The following is a 16,370-nucleotide window of genomic DNA, read 5'->3' as shown; positions in this document are numbered from 1 at the left end:
CATGCCAGTTATCGACAACTATTATGAAGACGGCAGAACGGATTTTGGTGACCTCACTTGCGCTGTTTAATCAGCACGGGGAGGCTAATGTCAGCAGTGTCGATATCGCCCTTGAACTGGACATCAGTCCGGGCAATCTCTACTACCACTTCAAAGGCAAAGAAGTCATTGTGTCTGCGCTGTATGAGTTGTACAGCGAACAAATGAGCAAATTGTTGCGCGCTGCGGACCGTCACCCCCTCAGTCTGGAAGACTTTTTTTACTTTCTGTATTTGTTGCTTGAAAAAGGGCAGCTGTTCCAGTTTTTATTTCATAACCCCGCAGACCTGTTGGATAAGTACCCGGCACTGGCCAAACCCTTTCGCCAGCAACTTGCTCAGCAGGAGCGTTGTATTCTGGGGTTGCTGGAAGGGTTTGCCGCCCAGGGGCAGCTTGATGTATCACGGGCACAGTGTCAGCAGATGATGGAACTGATTGGGTTGGTCTATACCCAATCGGCCAGCTACGCTGCATTGAAGGGACAAAACACACAAGATGAGATCCAGGTGTACCGCGCATTGGCGAGTATTCTGTTTGCCATTTTGCCGCACATGCGGTTGCCCGAAGGCGAGTTACACCACCTGCAAGATGCGATTGCCGGTCAGTCGTTAGCTGTGGCTGATGTGTGGCGGGAACTGGAAGCATAAACCAAGTCGCCATCTACACGGTGGCGTGAGCATATTTAGTTAAGTAAAAGGGATTGGACATTGAGCAAGAAAATCAGCTTTCTGGATAAGACGTTCTGGATCACTGAGTCCCAGGACAACCCCAAACACGTTGCCAGTCTGCAACTGTTGGAGAAGCCCGAAAATTCTGCGGACGCCTATGTGCACGACCTTTATCTGGAAATGCAAAACTTCGCCAGCGCCAATTCACCGTTTAACTGTCGGGTAAAAGCCTTTCTGGGTTACCCGCTGAAATTGGTTCCGGTGCAAAAAATGGACATGGAATACCATGTTCAGTACCACCGAATTGATGATTTGCACGACAAGTTCGCCTTGCACCAGTACATCGCCGGGCTGCACGAAGTCTGGCTCGACCGGGACAAGCCGCTGTGGCAGTTTCATTTTATTGAAGACGGCAAGTCCAATACCTTTGTGATTTACGCCAAAGTGCATCATATGTACGGCGATGGTGCGACCTTGATCCGCTGGTTTCAGGCAGGGTATCTGCCGGAACCCCAAACCGAAGGGTTTGTACCGGTGTGGGCCACTGAGCGCAAGCGCCGCCAGCGCCCCAAGCCGGGTCTGCTCAAGTCAGTGTTCGGCGGTTTGCTGATGATGGTGCTGGTGACCGTCGACCTGGTGTGGATTTTCTTCCGCTTATTGCTCAAGTTACTGTATATCAACCAGCATTACATGCCGATCCCGTTTTCGGGCACCAAGACCTTACTGACCGGGCAGGTAAAAAAGGGGCGGGTGGTGAGCACGGTGGATCTCGATTTTGCCCGTATAAAGCGCCTCAGCAAACGGGCCCGCGCGTCTGCCAATGAAATTCTGTTGTGTTGTTTTGACATTGGCGTGCACCGGTTTCTGCGCGACTTTGGTCATCGTTTTGATAAAGCGCTGTACACCAATATGCCGATCAACCTGCGCAAACCCGGTGAACAGGTGGGCGGTAACAAGATTGCTATCGTGCCGGTCAGGCTGGCACACGGTAAAACCGATCCCTATCTGCGTTTGCGTCAGATCATCGAAAATCACCGCATTGTGAAACGCGCCGCCAAGCGTTCCCGGCCTACTGCGTTCAGTGCTTATACCATCGTGATCCAGTCATTTGCGCTGCTGTTTGAATGGTTGCGGATATCCGATTGGGTGAAGCCGATTGCCAATATTCTGATTTCCAATGTGCCGGGCCCGACGGAAACCCGTTACCTGAAAGATGCCAAGCTGTTGGCGTGTTATCCGATCAGTACCATGACCCCTGGCGGTGGCGTCAACATTACGCTGATAACCTATGACGGTGTGGCCAACGTCGGGCTGGTGTGTTGCAGTAAACACGTCAAATCGCTGGAGAAAATGTCTGACTACTTCGTCGAGTCGCTGGATATGCTGGAGCGCTGTATTGATGATCCCTCATTGAACATCGAAGACATCGGGGAAAACGTGCGACGGGACCATCTGTCGATTGTGGATGATGAGCCGTTCCATGAAGAGCCCGAACAACACCGGCTGTTTAAATAACAGGGTATTGTTTTTCATACATTTCGTTACAGTCCAGTCAGTGCAAGTTCAGGTTGGTTGGGGTAGGCTTGGCCTGAATCCTTGTTTCGGAGTTGCTCTTGCGGTTGCTGCCTTTGCTTGGTGGACTGTGGTTAACGACGGCACTCGCCCAGCCACCCGATACCCCCACACCCTTCGATTATCTGGACACGTCGCCAGAACGGATTGCGGTCAATCACGGCGTCGGCATTCAGTTGCCCGTGCCCGGCCAGTTTAACGGGCTTGGTGAGCACCACTATACCAGCTTGTTTGAGCACCAACCTTTTGCCATCAGTGTGACCGGTTATCAGCATGAGGACTTGTTGCTGGCGGTACATGCAGAGCGACTGGAAGATAATGCCGGCAGTTTGCATTACGACTATCTGACTCCGACCACATTGAATGGGATCCCGTTTTATCAACAGGAACACTGTATCGAGTTCAGCCGCAGCATGGTGGACAATGCACAGGATTTGCGCTTTTTCAGGGCCGCCGGGTTTGATTTCTCTCCTGGGGTGTATCTGCGTCAGTATTTCAAAACCAGTGTGGATGGGAACGCCGACGTGGTCATTACGCTGGCGCAAAAAACCGATTCCTGTTCACCGATTGCGGTCAATAAAGGGTTTAAGGCGCGCTTTTCCAGCAAAGTCATGCATTACGTCAAACCGGTGCAAACCGAAAGCGCAGAACACCGTCTTCAACAACCACCGATTCGCCATGCTCAATGAACAGACGCTCTTCCCAGTCCTCGGGGTCAAGGGCGTAGGACAGGGTGTTGTCCTGCATCACGTCATCAATCAATCGTTCTAACTGCGGGCGATGATAATCCAGAATGCGTTGTTTACTGCCGCTGAGGTACAGTTCAAGGTAGCGTAGCAGCGTATCCGAACCACCGCCGGTTAACAGTCCCAGCGCTGTTTTCACCGTTCCACCGACCAGGTTTTGCAAAGGCTTGGGCACAAATTGACTGAGCAGGTCAGTGGTATCACGCACCAGGCTGTAGCTGTCATTGACCAGGCGGATATCGGCCACATCCAGACTGTGCAGGGCGACACTGTGTTGATCACTGATATAATGGGGTTTAGCCCGCAAATGGGCGATGATATGGGCACGATACACATCCGTGTTCATGACCCGGATATCCACCGCAGCGAACATCTGCACGTCGATGTGCTGATCACCGGTGTGCATCGCAATGTCACAGTCCATCAACGTCAACTGGCCTGTCCCCGAAGGGACTGCAAAGTTGAAGTGGGCCGGGAAGTGCGGTTTTATCAGCGCGGTAATTTCATCCGCCGTGTAATCGACATGGGCAAGTTTACCCCGACGGATAAACCATTTTGCCAATATGCGCTTTAGCCACAGAGGCCAGGAGTCGGGCATTGCAGGGGGGCCGTGTTAGTGTCAGTCTGGTTAGACAGTCAAGCACAACAATCTTCGGGTGACAATAGCTTGCGGGATTGATTCCCAGTGGCGGATTTTTTTTGTACACTCAACTGGTATGACATCAGATGAGTTCTGGTGCTTGGTCCGACAGGTAGTGTCGGGCATAGAGCAGGCGTGTCGGCAAGGGATGCTGTTGGTCTGTTGGACAGATGTTGAGACAATCCATGCAAAACCGTTCATTGGCAACCTTTGATTACATCGTGGTCGGCGCCGGCTCATCGGGGGCAACCTTAGCTGCCCGTTTGTCGGAAGATCCGAAAGTTCAGGTTTGTTTGATTGAAGCCGGTGGCCGTGATCGCCATCCGTTTATCCATATTCCTTTCGGTTTGTCGCTGTTGCCGCGGGTAGGCCATGTTAACTGGGACTATACCACTGCGCCGCAGCAGGAGCTTGACGGCCGCGAACTGTGGTGGCCCCGGGGCAAGACCTTGGGCGGTTCAAGTTCCATCAATGCCATGTGTTACATTCGTGGCGCTCAACAGGATTATGATCAATGGGCCTCTCTGGGCGCCACTGGATGGGGCTGGAACGATGTTTTACCCTACTTCAAGAAGTCCGAGCGTCAGCAGCACGGTGAAAATGAATGGCATGGTGGTAATGGGCCTCTGAGTGTCGAAGACCTGCGTCATCAGAACGAATTATCAACGGTGTTCCTTGAGGCTGCCCAGCAGGCAGGTGAAAAGGCGGTTGAGGACTTCAACGGCCCCGATCGGGAAGGTGTGGGTTTTTATCAGGTTACCCAGCACAATGGCCAGCGCTGTTCGGCGGCGAAAGCCTACCTCAAGCCTGTGCTGTCACGGTCAAATCTGACCGTAATGACCGATACACTGGTTGAAAAGGTGTTGATCACAGACGGCGTTGCAACCGGTGTCAGAGTGACCGAAAACGGTGTGTTCCGCGAGTTGTCGGCATTTAAGGAAGTGCTGCTGTGTGGCGGCGCGATCAATTCGCCTCAGTTGCTGATGCTCAGTGGTATCGGCCCTGCCGAGCATCTCAAAGCGCACGGTATTGAACCGGTGGTGGACTTGCCGGGTGTCGGGCAAAACCTGCAGGATCACCTCGATGCCATCGTTCAGTACCGTTGCAAGGCCAAAAAAGGCTATGCCGTCGCGCTGGGTGCTCTGCCGATGTACATAAAAGCCGCGTTTGACTATCTGTTTAAGCGCAGTGGCCCTTTCAGCTCCAACATTGCCGAAGCCGGCGGTTTTGTGAAAACCCGTCATGCCGGCGCGTTGGCAGACATTCAATACCACTTTTTACCTGCGATCCTGCTCAATCATGGCCGCTCAACGGCATTTGGCTATGGCTATGGTGTGCATGTTTGCTGCCTATACCCCAAAAGCCGTGGTGAAATTCGACTGCAAAGTGCTGATCCCAGCGTACCGGCTTACATTGATCCCCGTTATCTGAGCCATCCGGATGATCAGAAAGTCATGGTAGACGGTGTCCGTAAAGCCCGCGAAATCCTCCGCTCGCCCGCGTTTGAGCCCTATCAGGGCTGGGAAATTGGTCCGGGACCGGATGCTGAGACCGATGATGACATTCTGGCCTTCGTGCGCAAGCGGGCCGAAACCATCTATCACCCGGTCGGCACCTGTCGAATGGGGCAGGTGAGTGATCCGGAGACGGTGGTCGACCCCCAATTGCGGGTCAAGGGTGTCAGTGGTCTTCGTGTGGTCGATGCGTCGGTCATGCCAACCCTGATTGGTGGTAACACCAATGCGCCGTGCATTATGATTGCCGAGAAAGCCGCCGACATGATCCGTAGCGATCAATAGTCCCGTCCCTGACAGGCCGTTTTATCGCTTGTTTTACGTGACTGAACCCATAGGGCCTTGCGCTGATTTGTGGGTCCGTTAGGTTACTGTTTTACCGACGTGTGAGGCAGGGATGATAAGAAGACGACTCGCGGCATTACTATGGGTGGTGTCGGTGCAGATTTATTCGGTTTGTGAGGCTCAGGAAAGCAAAGCCCAGCGACTTGACCAGCAGGTTCAACTGGCCGTGGCAGAGCACGATTTTCGTGGCGCTGTGCTGGTCGTTCACCAAGGCAATGTGTTGTTACGCAAGGCGTATGGACTGGCGGATCTTGACAGTGAGCGCGCCAATTCCGTCGACACGCCATTTCTGATCGGCTCGCTGACCAAGTCGTTTACCGCCGTACTGATCCTGCGTCTGGCACAGGACAATCGCATCGATCTGCATGCGCCGCTGCTAGACTACATACCTGATCTCGCACCGGCCATCGCCGAAGGCCTTACCCTGCATTATTTGCTCAAGCACCAAACTGGACTGCCAAGCCATCTGGAACGTTTAGTGACGTTCGAGGACAAAGGGGTGTCTTCGCAAGACATTCTGGCTATCATCAACACCGCTACGCCTGACTTTGCGCCGGGCCAGCAATACCGCTATTCAAACCTCAATTATCATCTGGCGGCGATTGCGGCCGAAAACGTTACCGGTCAGGACTACGTCAGTCTGATTGCCCGCTACATCGCTCAGCCGTTAGGTTTGACCAGTACCGGTGTCGAACGCCATGACAGTCGATTGCCTTTGCGCGCCAACGGCTATCGCAGTGGTTGGTTTGGTACCCGGCATGACGAAAACATCATGTCTTATGCGCTGGGCTCCGGGGATATCTACAGCACCCTTGATGATTTATACCGCTGGGAACAGGCATTAGCGGATGAGGCGTTTCTGAGCAAAGCCAGTCAACAGGCGTTATTTACGCCCGCCAGTGCCGAGCGGGGCAACTATGGGTACGGCTTTCGTATCCAACCCTATCAGCGCGGCAGTGAACACCCGACCCCTGGTACGTTGACCCGCCATGGCGGGTCGATGAATGGCTTTCTGGCCAACCTGCATCGTTACACGGATGACAATCTGACCGTGATTGTGCTTGCCAACAAGCGACCATTTCCGATCCGTGATCTGACCTACCGGTTAAAAGAGATTGCGCTGGATTTACCGGCTACAGAACGCAAAAACGCGCCGATGGAGTAGTCAGGATGTGCCAATAATCATGGTGTTTGTGGGTGGCATCAGCTAACCTAACCATAAGATGAATGTGGCAGGATTCCGATCTGTGCGAAGCGGTGGTCGACAGACATGAAGTGGACCGTGTTGGTGGCTCTATTGTGGGTAACCAGTCAAAGCTGGGCAGACTCCCCGTGTGAGAAAACCGTCAGGGTTGTGGAGTTTCCTCCCTATACCTATTTTAATGACGGTGAATGGCAGGGATTGGACATTCAGCGCGGCCAGGCGCTGTTGTCAGCCATCGATTGCGCGGCAAAGTATGTCGAGTTACCTTTCGGCCGCGCGCTGGCATTGATTGAGGCCGGTGATATCGACATGATGTTCACCTTAACCCGCTTGCCGCAGCGAGAGACCTTCTTGTCGTTTGTCGGGCCGACCCACATTGAAAAAATCATTCTTGTCACTGCACCCAACGTCCGCAAGCCGATCAACAGTTTTGATGATATCGAATTGTCTGACCTGCAACTGGGGGTGCAACGCGGTATTTACCTCGGCCAGGACTTCGCGCGTAAAATGACAGAAAATCAAGCGTTTAAGCGGCATTTCTCGACCTTTCATGAAATTGATGTGTACATTGATTTACTGGTCAGGGAGCGGTTGGACGGTTTTTTTATCGAGCGGCGCTATTTTGAACATATGGCCAGCCAGGATCCCCGCTATGACGCCTTGCGCCGACACCCGCTGATTGTCAGTCAGACGCCGGTCTATCTGGGGGTGAGCAAGCAAAGCTTTACGTCACAGCAGGTGCAGCGTATGCAGCAAGCACTGGACGCGTTTGAGCATCGTGATGGTGGGTCTGCTACAAAAGAGACCAGTGTTCAGGGAGCGCAGTGATGAGACGCATTCAAGCCGTTGCCGGCGGACTATTTCTGGTGTTGTTTCTGGTTACCGGTTTTTACATGAAACAGGTGTTTCCAGAAGCCTATGCCGGAGACGAAGGGCAACGAATGATGTTCCGTGCGTCACACATTTACCTGCTGCTTGGCAGTCTGATCAACCTGATGGCGGTATGTATTTCGCCCAGTAGTGATCCCGGCCTGCAAAAATTCCAACACATGGGGGCGTTGCTACAGGTTACGGCATTGCCTTTGTTGTTGGTGGCCTTTGTGACGGAACCCGCTGCCTACGATATTGATCGTAGCTGGACCATGGCAGCCATGATTGCACTGCTGCTTGGTTCAGTGTTGCAAGGCATCGCGGCGTTGCCTCAGTGGTTGAGGAGAAAGGGGTAGCCCTGCCACCTCGAGGACTGAGCACCCCATCTGTGGCGAACGACGGACGAGTTAAGACGCCCGAAAACCGTTCTGAATTCGGTTTAATCGTCGTCCTCAAATGCCGAGGTAATGGAACGGAATTCGCGGATACGATGGCCCACGCTGTTCACGTTTTCGAAGGTTTGAGCAGACAGTTTACTGATTTCCCGGGTCGCATCTTTGCTTTCCTGTATGGCCTGATTGACCTCTGTCAGCGCCTGTTGGGTTTCGGTGGACGCCGCTGCGATTTGCTCCATTTGTTCGGTGATTTCGGACACGTCCTTACGCATCTGCACCATTTCTTTTTTCGAGCGATCGGCATAATCGCTACATTTTTCGGCGGTTTCTACCTGATTGAGCATTTCATCTTGCCAGGCTTTGATCGATTCAGCGATGGCGGTAATGGTCTCCTCGATTTCATCCACGGCATCCTGTGTGCTTTGTGATAAGGCTCTGACTTCATCGGCGACCACAGAGAAACCCCGACCACTTTCGCCAGCCCTTGCTGCTTCAATCGCGGCGTTTAGGGCCAACAAGTTGGTTTGTTCGGCGATTTTGTCAATCTTCTGGCTGAACTGACGGGCTGACTCGCTTTTCTCAACAAGAGTTTGCGTCGCTTCGGCACTGTGTTTGATGTAGTCTGCCAACGAGCTCATGCTGTCGGACGCTTCATCAACCAGATTGGCGGAAGCGTTGATTTTCTCCCGCGTTTCTTTCGTGGCCAGGGACGAGGCCTCAGTAGACGAACTGATTTCATCCATGGCCTGCGTCATTTGATGGGAGGCGGTCGACACCTGCTCCGCAGATGCTGACAACTGCTCCGCGGCACTGGCCAGTTGCTCCGCATTATGTTTGGTTTCCCCCAGTGCTTCTGCCAAATCATCTGTACCTGCATCAATCCGTGACATGGCCGCATAGAGCGCACCTTCTTTCAGGGCAAGCTCGTAGTCCAGCACTGCGGTGGCCTGCGATGTTGCATACACACTACGTTGCAGGGGGAAGTGTTCCGCGTCCCGTTCGCCACTGTTTTGATTGTCAAACAGGGGTAAGTGCTGACGAGCCCAGTACCCGCAAACAAGGGCGGCAACAATAAATGCAACAGACAGCCAGTCAACGAAAAACACCGCGGCAATCAGCAGCGCCAGGACAGTGGCGATGGCAATCGCGCTTGTCATTGAGGTTTTAACCGATCCCTGATACACCGCTCTGGCATTGTTGAGCACATCGTCGTCCGGTGATGATAGCAACCATTGGGCCCCAATCATGCGGTCTTTGCGAAACATCGGGCGCACAAAGGTATCTTTCCATACCGTGCCTGAGGGGGTGTTGAACGCAACAATGCCGCGCCAGGGAATTTCCTTGCGCAGCGCCAGCTTCAATTCGGTGATCACAGCCTCAGGGGTTTGATGATCGAGCAATGAGGTGACGCTGGTATCTATACGCTGATCCTGAGGTATACCGAAAAACGCGCTGGAACTGGGCAGCAGGTTGCGAAGGGTAAAGTCGGTGCCTGTGGAGAAAACAACGTCCTGAGAAGTGTGGCTGGTGGCTGTGCGAACCGCAGATTGACTGCGCTGAATGTGTGGTTCGTTTGTCGCAATGGCTGCTGCCGTCATGGTAATCCTCCTCAGATAAACCCAGTTCTATATGCTGGTAGCCAGGATTTGGATCACTTCTGTTGCTGTGAACACAGTTAGCTTCTGCTGCGCCAATCCCTGTTAAGCCTGAACTGGGCACTAAATCCGGTGTTGGTGCAGCCCCGTTTTTTCGTTCCATGTCAGCGGGTCACAGATGTACATTTCATCGCGGTCATGTGCGAAGGCAACAATGGCACAGCTGCCGTCAATGTGGAGTTGGACCTCAAATAGCAGTGCTTGCATTGTTTCAGGGGGAGAAATGAGCCCTTCTGGCAGTGTGATGTATTGCCACAGCAGTTCGTCATCCAGGTCGTTTGCACCTTCCTCGAGCAGCTTCAGTAGTTGTCCGGGCTGTTCAAGCCTTGCGGTGAAGCGAGTGGTGCCTTTGACGTAGGTTGGCTGACACTGAGGTTCCTGAAGGAACAGGGGAATGTCTGGTTTTGGTTGTTTTATTGCTGGCTGCAGTAGCAATGGGTAAAAGGCGAGATTGAACGGACACAAAGCAGGGACTACCGATGCTGTCAGCGTAAGGATTTTACTGGCGGACACACCAGATCCACCAGGGTATCGACCATCTCGTCAATGTGGCTGCTGTCGGCATAAATGCCATCAATGACCAAGCGGGCCAATCCATGCAGGGTGCCCCAGGTGACCTGGGCCAGTCGCAAACTGTCCAGTGAGTTGGGCAGCAGCCCCTCGGCTTGCCATTGTCGTGTGATGTCCACCTGGTGCTGAAAACTGGGGTAGGCGACGGCTTTGAGGTCTTCGGTGGCAGATGCCTGTTTCCAGATGGTACGACCGAACATCAGGTCGTACAGCTCAGGATAACGGGTTGCGTAGTGGATGTAGCCCTGGGCAAACTGGCGATAACGGGTGTGAGGTGGCAGATCGGTTTGTGACAGAATACGCTGGGCTTCGTTGTGCCAGCGTCTGAAGCCCTCGGCGGCAATCGCGCACAGCAACGCATTCTTATCGGCAAAGTGGTGATAGGGCGCGGTTCTGGACACGCCGACTCGGTCAGCCAGCTTACGCAACGACAAACCTTCAATCCCTTCCTCGTTAATCATACGGGAAGCCGCTTCAATCAGGCTCTGGCGCAGGTCGCCATGGTGATATTTGGATTTCGTCTGGTTCATGGCCACACCCTAGCACATATCTTGACACCGTCAACATTTGCTTTTATCTTGACGTTGTCTAGTTTTAAGGAGTGGCGCCGTTGCCATGCGTTTTATCACAGGAGAACCCCATGCAAGATCCTCGCGACTGTCGTTATGAAAGCCTCGAACTGTCTGTTCAGCAGGACATTGCGCATATCGTGCTGAACCGTCCAGAAGCGCTGAACAGCATGGGGCCGGCTTTCTGGCAGGAGTTGCCCCGCGTAGTGCGGGCGATTGACCACCATGCATTGGCCCGGGTGATTGTGATTTCCTCCACCGGCAAGCACTTCAGTGCCGGCATGGATCTGGCGGTGTTTGCCCAGATGGGCGCTGATTTTAAAGGCGAACCGGCCCGTCGTGCCGAGCGTATGCGCCGCAGTGTGTTGGAGCTGCAGGACAGCTTTAATGCGCTGGAAGACGTGCGTATCCCTGTGTTGGCGGCGGTGCACGGTGGTGCCATCGGTGGCGCGGTGGATATGTTGTGTGCCTGTGACAGTCGTTACTGCACTGAAGACGCGTTCTTCACCATCAAGGAAACCCAGATTGGCATGACCGCCGATGTCGGTACACTGCAGCGATTGCCCCATTTGCTGCCCCAGGGACTGGTGCGAGAGCTGGCGTATACCGGTCGCAACTTCGGTGCCAAAGAAGCGTTGCAGCATGGTTTTGTCAATCAGGTATTTGCGTCTCAACAGGCAATGCTTGAAGGTGTCATGGCCATTGCCGGTGCCATTGCAGCCAATTCCCCGATGGCGGTTTCCGGGTGTAAGGAAATGCTCAACTACAGCCGCGACCACTCCGTTTCTGACAGCTTGACCTACATGGCAACCTGGCAATCTGGCATGTTCCAGATGCCGGACATTCAGGAAGCCATGGCGGCACAGCAACAAAAGCGTATGCCTGAGTACGCCCCACTATTGAATAAATCCAGCTTGATGAGCAGCGCAGCAGCCCGTCAGGCTGAGAACAAAGAGGAGTCATAAGATGTCGACATCTCCCCAGGGACACACAGTGTATCCGCACCTTTTCCAGCCGTTGGATCTGGGCTTCACCACCTTGAAAAACCGCGTGTTGATGGGCTCCATGCACACCGGCCTTGAAGAGGCGCCCAATGGCCATAAGCGCATGGCGGCCTACTATGCCGAACGGGCCAAAGGCGGCGTTGGGCTGATTGTGACCGGCGGCATTGGTCCGAATGACGAAGGTGCGACCCACCCGGTTACCCGCCGTCTCGACAGCGATAAAGCGGTGGCTGAACACAAAGAAGTGACCGATGCGGTGCACGCCCATGACGGCAAGATTTGTTTGCAGATCCTGCATACTGGCCGCTATGCCTACAACCCACACCCGGTCGCGCCGTCTGCCATTCAGGCGCCAATTAACCCGTATAAACCCCGGGCACTGAGCGGTGACGAGATTGAAAAGCAGATCGATGATTTCGTGTTTGCTGCAACCCAGGCGCAACGGGCCGGTTATGATGGCGTCGAAATCATGGGATCAGAGGGCTACTTCCTCAATCAGTTTATTGCCCAGCGTACTAACCATCGGGATGACGAGTGGGGTGGGGATTATCAAAACCGTATTCGCTTGCCGATTGAAGTGGTGCGACGGGTGCGTGAAGCCGTCGGTGAACACTTCATCATTATCTATCGCTTGTCGATGCTGGATCTGGTCGAAGGCGGCTCAACCGCCGAGGAAGTGATTGAACTCGGCCAGGCGATTGAAAAGGCCGGCGCAACCATTATCAATACCGGTATTGGCTGGCACGAAGCCCGTATCCCGACGATCGCCACCAAAGTACCGCGCGCGGCATTCACCTGGGTCACGGCCAAATTCCGGCAAGCGTTGTCGGTACCGGTGATCACCTCAAACCGGATCAATACCCCGGAAGTGGCGGAGCAGGTATTGGCCCGTGGTGATGCTGACATGGTATCGATGGCGCGGCCTTTTCTGGCCGACCCTGCGTTTGTCGAAAAAGCAGAGCAAGGCCGGGCGGATGAAATCAATACCTGTATCGGCTGTAATCAGGCCTGTCTGGATCATGTGTTTAACGGCAAGATGACCAGTTGTCTGGTCAACCCTCGGGCTTGTCATGAAACCGAGCTGGTGATTCAGCCGACTACCACACCCAAACACATTGCAGTGGTAGGCGCCGGACCTGCGGGACTCGCCAGTGCGGTTACCCTGGCCCAGCGAGGTCACACCGTGACCTTATTTGAAGCCAGCGGTGAGATTGGTGGGCAGTTTAATATTGCCAAACAGATCCCGGGCAAAGAAGAATTCAACGAAACCCTGCGTTATTTCGCCCGGCAGTTAGACCTGCATCGGGTCGATGTCCGGCTTAACACCCGCGTCACTGCCCAGCAGTTGAATGAAGGGGGCTATGATCATGTGTTGATTGCGACCGGTATTACGCCGCGTACCCCGGCCATTCCGGGCATTGATCATCCGAAAGTGCTCAGCTACCTGGATGTAATACGCGACAAGGCACCTGTTGGTCAACGGGTCGCGGTGATTGGCGCTGGTGGTATTGGCTTTGATGTCAGTGAATACCTGAGCCATGGCAAGGAGACCCCAAGTCAGGACATTCCTGCGTTCATGCGTGAATGGGGCATTGATATGACGTTCACTGCCCGTGGCGGTATTGAGGGCATGACGCCTCAGCCGGAGCCTTCACCGCGGGAGATCTTCCTGCTACAACGTAAGTCCACCAAAGTGGGCGCGGGCCTGGGTAAAACCACCGGTTGGGCGCACCGTGCCGGTTTGCTGGCCAAAGGTGTCACCATGTTGCCGGGGGTTGAATACGTGCGCATTGACGATGATGGCCTGCACATTCAGTACGATGGTGAAATCCGTTGTTTACCGGTTGATAATGTGGTGATTTGCGCCGGTCAGGAGCCATTGCGTGAACTGGCGGATGGCCTGACAACACCCTTTGATCTGATCGGAGGCGCGGATGTGGCTGCTGAGCTGGACGCCAAACGGGCAATTGATCAGGGCACTCGCCTGGCAGCCGCACTATAGTGTTATCGGGTAAGCGATGAAAAAGGGCGCATCAGCGCCCTTTTTTGTTGGTATATGCGACCGTTTTTCTCGCCCCTTTCGGGCCAGTCAGCTCTTACAGGTACTCGGCCAGCCAGGCCAATATTGCCTGTTGCGCGTCGTCACGATGTTTACCCAGATTATGGCCACCGTCCTCAAACGCCATTAACTGATGGGGCTGACCGTGGGCCGTTAACGCCTGTGTCATGGCAACGGCGGTGTCAAAGGGGACCCGATCATCGTCTTTGGCGTGGATAAGCAGCACGGGCAAGGGTTTTGGCAGTTGATCAACCCAGGTTACCGCAGAGCGCTTGTTCAGTGCTGTGTTGGGAGATTGCTCAAAGTCGGGAATTCGACGTTGCAGCATTTTCTTGAATTTAGGACGGGCCTTGGCAATCGCACTGATGTCGGTGGCACCGCTGATCGAAACCAGGGTTTTTAACGACGGGACATCCCGCGCCAGCATAAAACTTTGCATCGCGCCGCGACTGCTGCCGACCGTGCCGGTTCGATCCGCATCAACGCCGGACCAGGACTGCACAATAGACCAGAGCGCTAACACATCCTGATGCTCTGCGCCGCCAAACTCGTCATAGTCACCATTGGCAACGTAGTGCTTCATGTCACGGGGATCAGGACGCAGATTGGTGGCAATGACTGCGTAACCGGCTTCGGCCAGAGGCATCAGCGAGTGCATCACACTGCCAAACACCCATTGGCCATAGCGACCATTACCACCACGGTTGTAGATCACCGCGGGTAATGGCTTGTCTTGGGAGGCTTGTTTTGGGGATACCTGCCAGCCGGTGATCGCGATGCCATCGACCTGATACACAAAGGTTTCACAGTCCAGTGTATCTTTGTAGGCATCAAATTGAGCCTGGGTGAACGGAAAACGGCTGCGATCAAAACCGGGTTTGCGTTTCTCCATCGTGCTGACCCAACGCTCGAAACTGGCAGTCATTCCGCTGAAACAGCTGTTTACCCGGCTAACCTGTGGGTGCTGCTCGAGTGTCAGCGCCCCACTGGTGGTGCTAAACAACAGTGGTAGCGCCAAAAGAAATCGTTTCATGGTGTTCTTCCTTGATTGAAATGTGCGGGTAACCTACGCCAGCAGCTTTTTATTGGCAAGGTTGAATACGCCCAATGCCTGCGATTGTGGGGTTAATCCGCACGGATCAATACCAGTGCCTGTTGGGGCGGAATAAGATACTCCGCACCGGTATCGTTTATCACCACCATTTCTTCAACCGAGATGGTTTTGGTCTGGCCGTCATCCAGATGCCAGCTATAAAAGCCATCAAACGCAAAGGTCATGCCTGTGGCCAATTGTTTGGTGGCGGCGGGGCGAACACTGACGGCCCGGGCACCGCCCAGGTTGGGACCGGTATCATGGGCTTCATAGCCAACCGGATGTCCGGTACTCCACATCACCGGGATGGAGCCATTGCTGGCCAGTACCGCCCGTTGTGCCGCATCCACATCTATCCCTCTGACCCCCGGTTTCATGGCATCAAACGCCGCTTCGCGACCGCGTTTTGCTTGTGTCCAGTAGTTGGCGATATGCTCAGGTGGTTGGGTTTCTCCAGGCTTTAACACGTAGGCAAAGCGTTGGATATCAGTCACCCAGCGGTCGAACACGCGGATGCCAAAGTCTGTCTGGATCACGTCACCCGGTTGTATGATTTTGTTGGTTGGGTGTGCATGGCCGCGATCCGCGCCTGAATTAACATTGGGGTTTTGATCCGGCGCCCAGGCATCGCTAACGCCCGCCTGAGCCATTTTTTGTTTCAGAAACCGCGCAACGTCGGCGTCAGTGGTCACGCCGGGGATCACCTGTTGATAGGCTTCAATTTGCCACTGGGCGGTCAGCGCTGCGGCCTGGCGCATGATGGCCACTTCTTCAGGGAGCTTGACGGATAGCCAGTGGAACACCAGATCCGTGGCTGAGGTTAGCCGATTGCTCATCAACGGGCCAAGGGCTTGGGTCAGTGCCTGATACTGCGTATGACTCAGGCCATCAGCCTGTGCATTGGTTGGCGATGTATTGATGGCGATGCTGCCCAAGTCCAGCGGTTTAATAAACGCCGCGGCCTGTTCGATCGCCGAACCACTGCGTTCGACCGGTATTACCTGCTGCAACAGGCCCTGCTCGGACAGGGCTTTTGCTTCGCCGAGCGGCGAAAAGGCCACGGTGTGAAAGGCGCTGTCTTTGCGATAAAACAGAAAAACCGCTGTCTGGCCGGCGTTTTCACAGCCCACATGGGCGGCGAGGGGATCGTTGTTGTTTTCCCGACAGATCACCAGCCATGCATCCATCCCGGCGCGGGTCATCGCTGCCGGTAACAATTGGTTGATGCGGGCTTTACGGATCTCCGGCCACGGGGATGGCCCTTTAAAGTCCTGTGATGCGCTGGCCAGGGGTGAAAAAAAGCACGTCGCTATTATTGCCAGTGAGAGCAGTAATTTGTGTTTCGCCATGTCAATTCGGTTCCTGAAAGAGGGGATTTTTATCCAGCCTATCAGAACCTTATGCTGCTGTCCTCGGCTGCGCAAAGG

The 16,370-nt window shown here is 54.2% G+C and carries 15 protein-coding genes; 9 read left to right on the top strand and 6 right to left on the bottom strand.

Annotated features, from left to right (window positions below):
* Positions 1–23: 23 nt before the first annotated feature.
* The 3 genes from LJ739_RS08195 (at position 24) to LJ739_RS08185 (ending at position 2,968) form a co-directional block, all read left to right on the top strand.
* Positions 24–686 (top strand): TetR/AcrR family transcriptional regulator, encoded by a 663-nt coding sequence (locus LJ739_RS08195; RefSeq protein ID WP_229159050.1) that lies wholly within the window; start codon positions 24–26, stop codon positions 684–686.
* A gap of 60 nt (positions 687–746) precedes the next feature.
* Positions 747–2,222, top strand: coding sequence for a wax ester/triacylglycerol synthase domain-containing protein (locus LJ739_RS08190; RefSeq protein WP_229159048.1), 1,476 nt, complete (start codon positions 747–749; stop codon positions 2,220–2,222).
* 98 nt (positions 2,223–2,320) lie between these two features.
* The gene (locus tag LJ739_RS08185) at positions 2,321–2,968 is read left to right on the top strand and encodes a hypothetical protein (protein WP_229159046.1); all 648 of its coding nucleotides are present in this window, start codon (positions 2,321–2,323) and stop codon (positions 2,966–2,968) included.
* Here the strand turns inward: LJ739_RS08185 and LJ739_RS08180 are convergent.
* Positions 2,901–3,623 (bottom strand): hypothetical protein, encoded by a 723-nt coding sequence (locus tag LJ739_RS08180; RefSeq protein ID WP_229159044.1) that lies wholly within the window; start codon positions 3,621–3,623, stop codon positions 2,901–2,903. The genes LJ739_RS08185 and LJ739_RS08180 overlap by 68 nt on opposite strands.
* A 227-nt stretch (positions 3,624–3,850) precedes the next feature.
* Here LJ739_RS08180 and LJ739_RS08175 point away from each other — a divergent pair, with 227 nt between their 5' ends.
* The 4 genes from LJ739_RS08175 to LJ739_RS08160 all read left to right on the top strand — a co-directional run bounded on the left by LJ739_RS08175 (position 3,851) and on the right by LJ739_RS08160 (position 7,954).
* Entirely contained in the window at positions 3,851–5,464 is a 1,614-nt protein-coding gene (locus tag LJ739_RS08175; RefSeq protein WP_229159042.1) for a GMC family oxidoreductase, read from the top strand.
* Positions 5,465–5,576: 112 nt separating this feature from the next.
* Complete coding sequence (locus LJ739_RS08170) at positions 5,577–6,689, top strand: serine hydrolase domain-containing protein (RefSeq protein WP_229159041.1); 1,113 nt, start codon at positions 5,577–5,579, stop codon at positions 6,687–6,689.
* 105 nt (positions 6,690–6,794) lie between these two features.
* Positions 6,795–7,556, top strand: coding sequence for a substrate-binding periplasmic protein (locus LJ739_RS08165; RefSeq protein ID WP_229159039.1), 762 nt, complete (start codon positions 6,795–6,797; stop codon positions 7,554–7,556).
* Positions 7,556–7,954 (top strand): hypothetical protein, encoded by a 399-nt coding sequence (locus LJ739_RS08160; protein WP_229159037.1) that lies wholly within the window; start codon positions 7,556–7,558, stop codon positions 7,952–7,954. The genes LJ739_RS08165 and LJ739_RS08160 overlap by 1 nt, the downstream gene beginning before the upstream one ends.
* A gap of 83 nt (positions 7,955–8,037) precedes the next feature.
* Here LJ739_RS08160 and LJ739_RS08155 read toward each other — a convergent pair whose 3' ends face one another.
* The 3 genes from LJ739_RS08155 to LJ739_RS08145 all read right to left on the bottom strand — a co-directional run bounded on the left by LJ739_RS08155 (position 8,038) and on the right by LJ739_RS08145 (position 10,748).
* Positions 8,038–9,591, bottom strand: a complete 1,554-nt coding sequence (locus tag LJ739_RS08155) for a methyl-accepting chemotaxis protein (RefSeq protein ID WP_229159035.1) — start codon at positions 9,589–9,591, stop codon at positions 8,038–8,040.
* 120 nt (positions 9,592–9,711) lie between these two features.
* Positions 9,712–10,161, bottom strand: coding sequence for a hypothetical protein (locus tag LJ739_RS08150; RefSeq protein WP_229159027.1), 450 nt, complete (start codon positions 10,159–10,161; stop codon positions 9,712–9,714).
* Positions 10,134–10,748, bottom strand: coding sequence for a TetR/AcrR family transcriptional regulator (locus tag LJ739_RS08145; protein WP_229159024.1), 615 nt, complete (start codon positions 10,746–10,748; stop codon positions 10,134–10,136). Before LJ739_RS08145 ends, LJ739_RS08150 begins: the two co-directional genes overlap by 28 nt.
* Before the next feature lie 110 nt (positions 10,749–10,858).
* Here LJ739_RS08145 and LJ739_RS08140 point away from each other — a divergent pair, with 110 nt between their 5' ends.
* Entirely contained in the window at positions 10,859–11,752 is an 894-nt protein-coding gene (locus LJ739_RS08140) for a crotonase/enoyl-CoA hydratase family protein (RefSeq protein WP_229159022.1), read from the top strand.
* Between the two features lies 1 nt (position 11,753).
* A complete protein-coding gene (locus tag LJ739_RS08135; protein ID WP_229159020.1) occupies positions 11,754–13,793 on the top strand; it encodes an NADPH-dependent 2,4-dienoyl-CoA reductase in 2,040 nt (679 codons plus the stop codon).
* A 94-nt stretch (positions 13,794–13,887) separates the two neighbouring features.
* Here LJ739_RS08135 and LJ739_RS08130 read toward each other — a convergent pair whose 3' ends face one another.
* Both LJ739_RS08130 and LJ739_RS08125 read right to left on the bottom strand, forming a co-directional pair.
* Positions 13,888–14,883 carry an alpha/beta hydrolase family protein gene (locus tag LJ739_RS08130; protein ID WP_229159018.1) on the bottom strand — a complete coding sequence of 332 codons (996 nt, stop codon included), beginning with the start codon at positions 14,881–14,883 and terminating at the stop codon, positions 13,888–13,890.
* A 92-nt stretch (positions 14,884–14,975) separates the two neighbouring features.
* The gene (locus LJ739_RS08125; RefSeq protein ID WP_229159016.1) at positions 14,976–16,292 is read right to left on the bottom strand and encodes a M24 family metallopeptidase; all 1,317 of its coding nucleotides are present in this window, start codon (positions 16,290–16,292) and stop codon (positions 14,976–14,978) included.
* Positions 16,293–16,370 lie beyond the last annotated feature (78 nt).

The organism is Fluctibacter halophilus (assembly GCF_020687825.1).
Classification (GTDB): domain Bacteria; phylum Pseudomonadota; class Gammaproteobacteria; order Enterobacterales; family Alteromonadaceae; genus Fluctibacter; species Fluctibacter halophilus.
The sequence above is the reverse complement of the archived record's forward strand: the minus strand, read 5'-3'. Positions and strand labels throughout refer to the sequence as shown.

Bases quoted from the DNA above. Each gene is read 5' to 3' on its own strand.
- LJ739_RS08195 (WP_229159050.1), top strand. From the start codon at position 24: ATGAAGACGGCAGAACGGATTTTGGTGACCTCACTTGCGCTGTTTAAT.
- LJ739_RS08145 (WP_229159024.1), bottom strand. From the start codon at position 10,748: ATGAACCAGACGAAATCCAAATATCACCATGGCGACCTGCGCCAGAGC.
- LJ739_RS08170 (WP_229159041.1), top strand. From the start codon at position 5,577: ATGATAAGAAGACGACTCGCGGCATTACTATGGGTGGTGTCGGTGCAG.
- LJ739_RS08180 (WP_229159044.1), bottom strand. From the start codon at position 3,623: ATGCCCGACTCCTGGCCTCTGTGGCTAAAGCGCATATTGGCAAAATGG.
- LJ739_RS08165 (WP_229159039.1), top strand. From the start codon at position 6,795: ATGAAGTGGACCGTGTTGGTGGCTCTATTGTGGGTAACCAGTCAAAGC.
- LJ739_RS08130 (WP_229159018.1), bottom strand. From the start codon at position 14,883: ATGAAACGATTTCTTTTGGCGCTACCACTGTTGTTTAGCACCACCAGT.
- LJ739_RS08175 (WP_229159042.1), top strand. From the start codon at position 3,851: ATGCAAAACCGTTCATTGGCAACCTTTGATTACATCGTGGTCGGCGCC.
- LJ739_RS08135 (WP_229159020.1), top strand. From the start codon at position 11,754: ATGTCGACATCTCCCCAGGGACACACAGTGTATCCGCACCTTTTCCAG.
- LJ739_RS08155 (WP_229159035.1), bottom strand. From the start codon at position 9,591: ATGACGGCAGCAGCCATTGCGACAAACGAACCACACATTCAGCGCAGT.
- LJ739_RS08140 (WP_229159022.1), top strand. From the start codon at position 10,859: ATGCAAGATCCTCGCGACTGTCGTTATGAAAGCCTCGAACTGTCTGTT.
- LJ739_RS08160 (WP_229159037.1), top strand. From the start codon at position 7,556: ATGAGACGCATTCAAGCCGTTGCCGGCGGACTATTTCTGGTGTTGTTT.
- LJ739_RS08125 (WP_229159016.1), bottom strand. From the start codon at position 16,292: ATGGCGAAACACAAATTACTGCTCTCACTGGCAATAATAGCGACGTGC.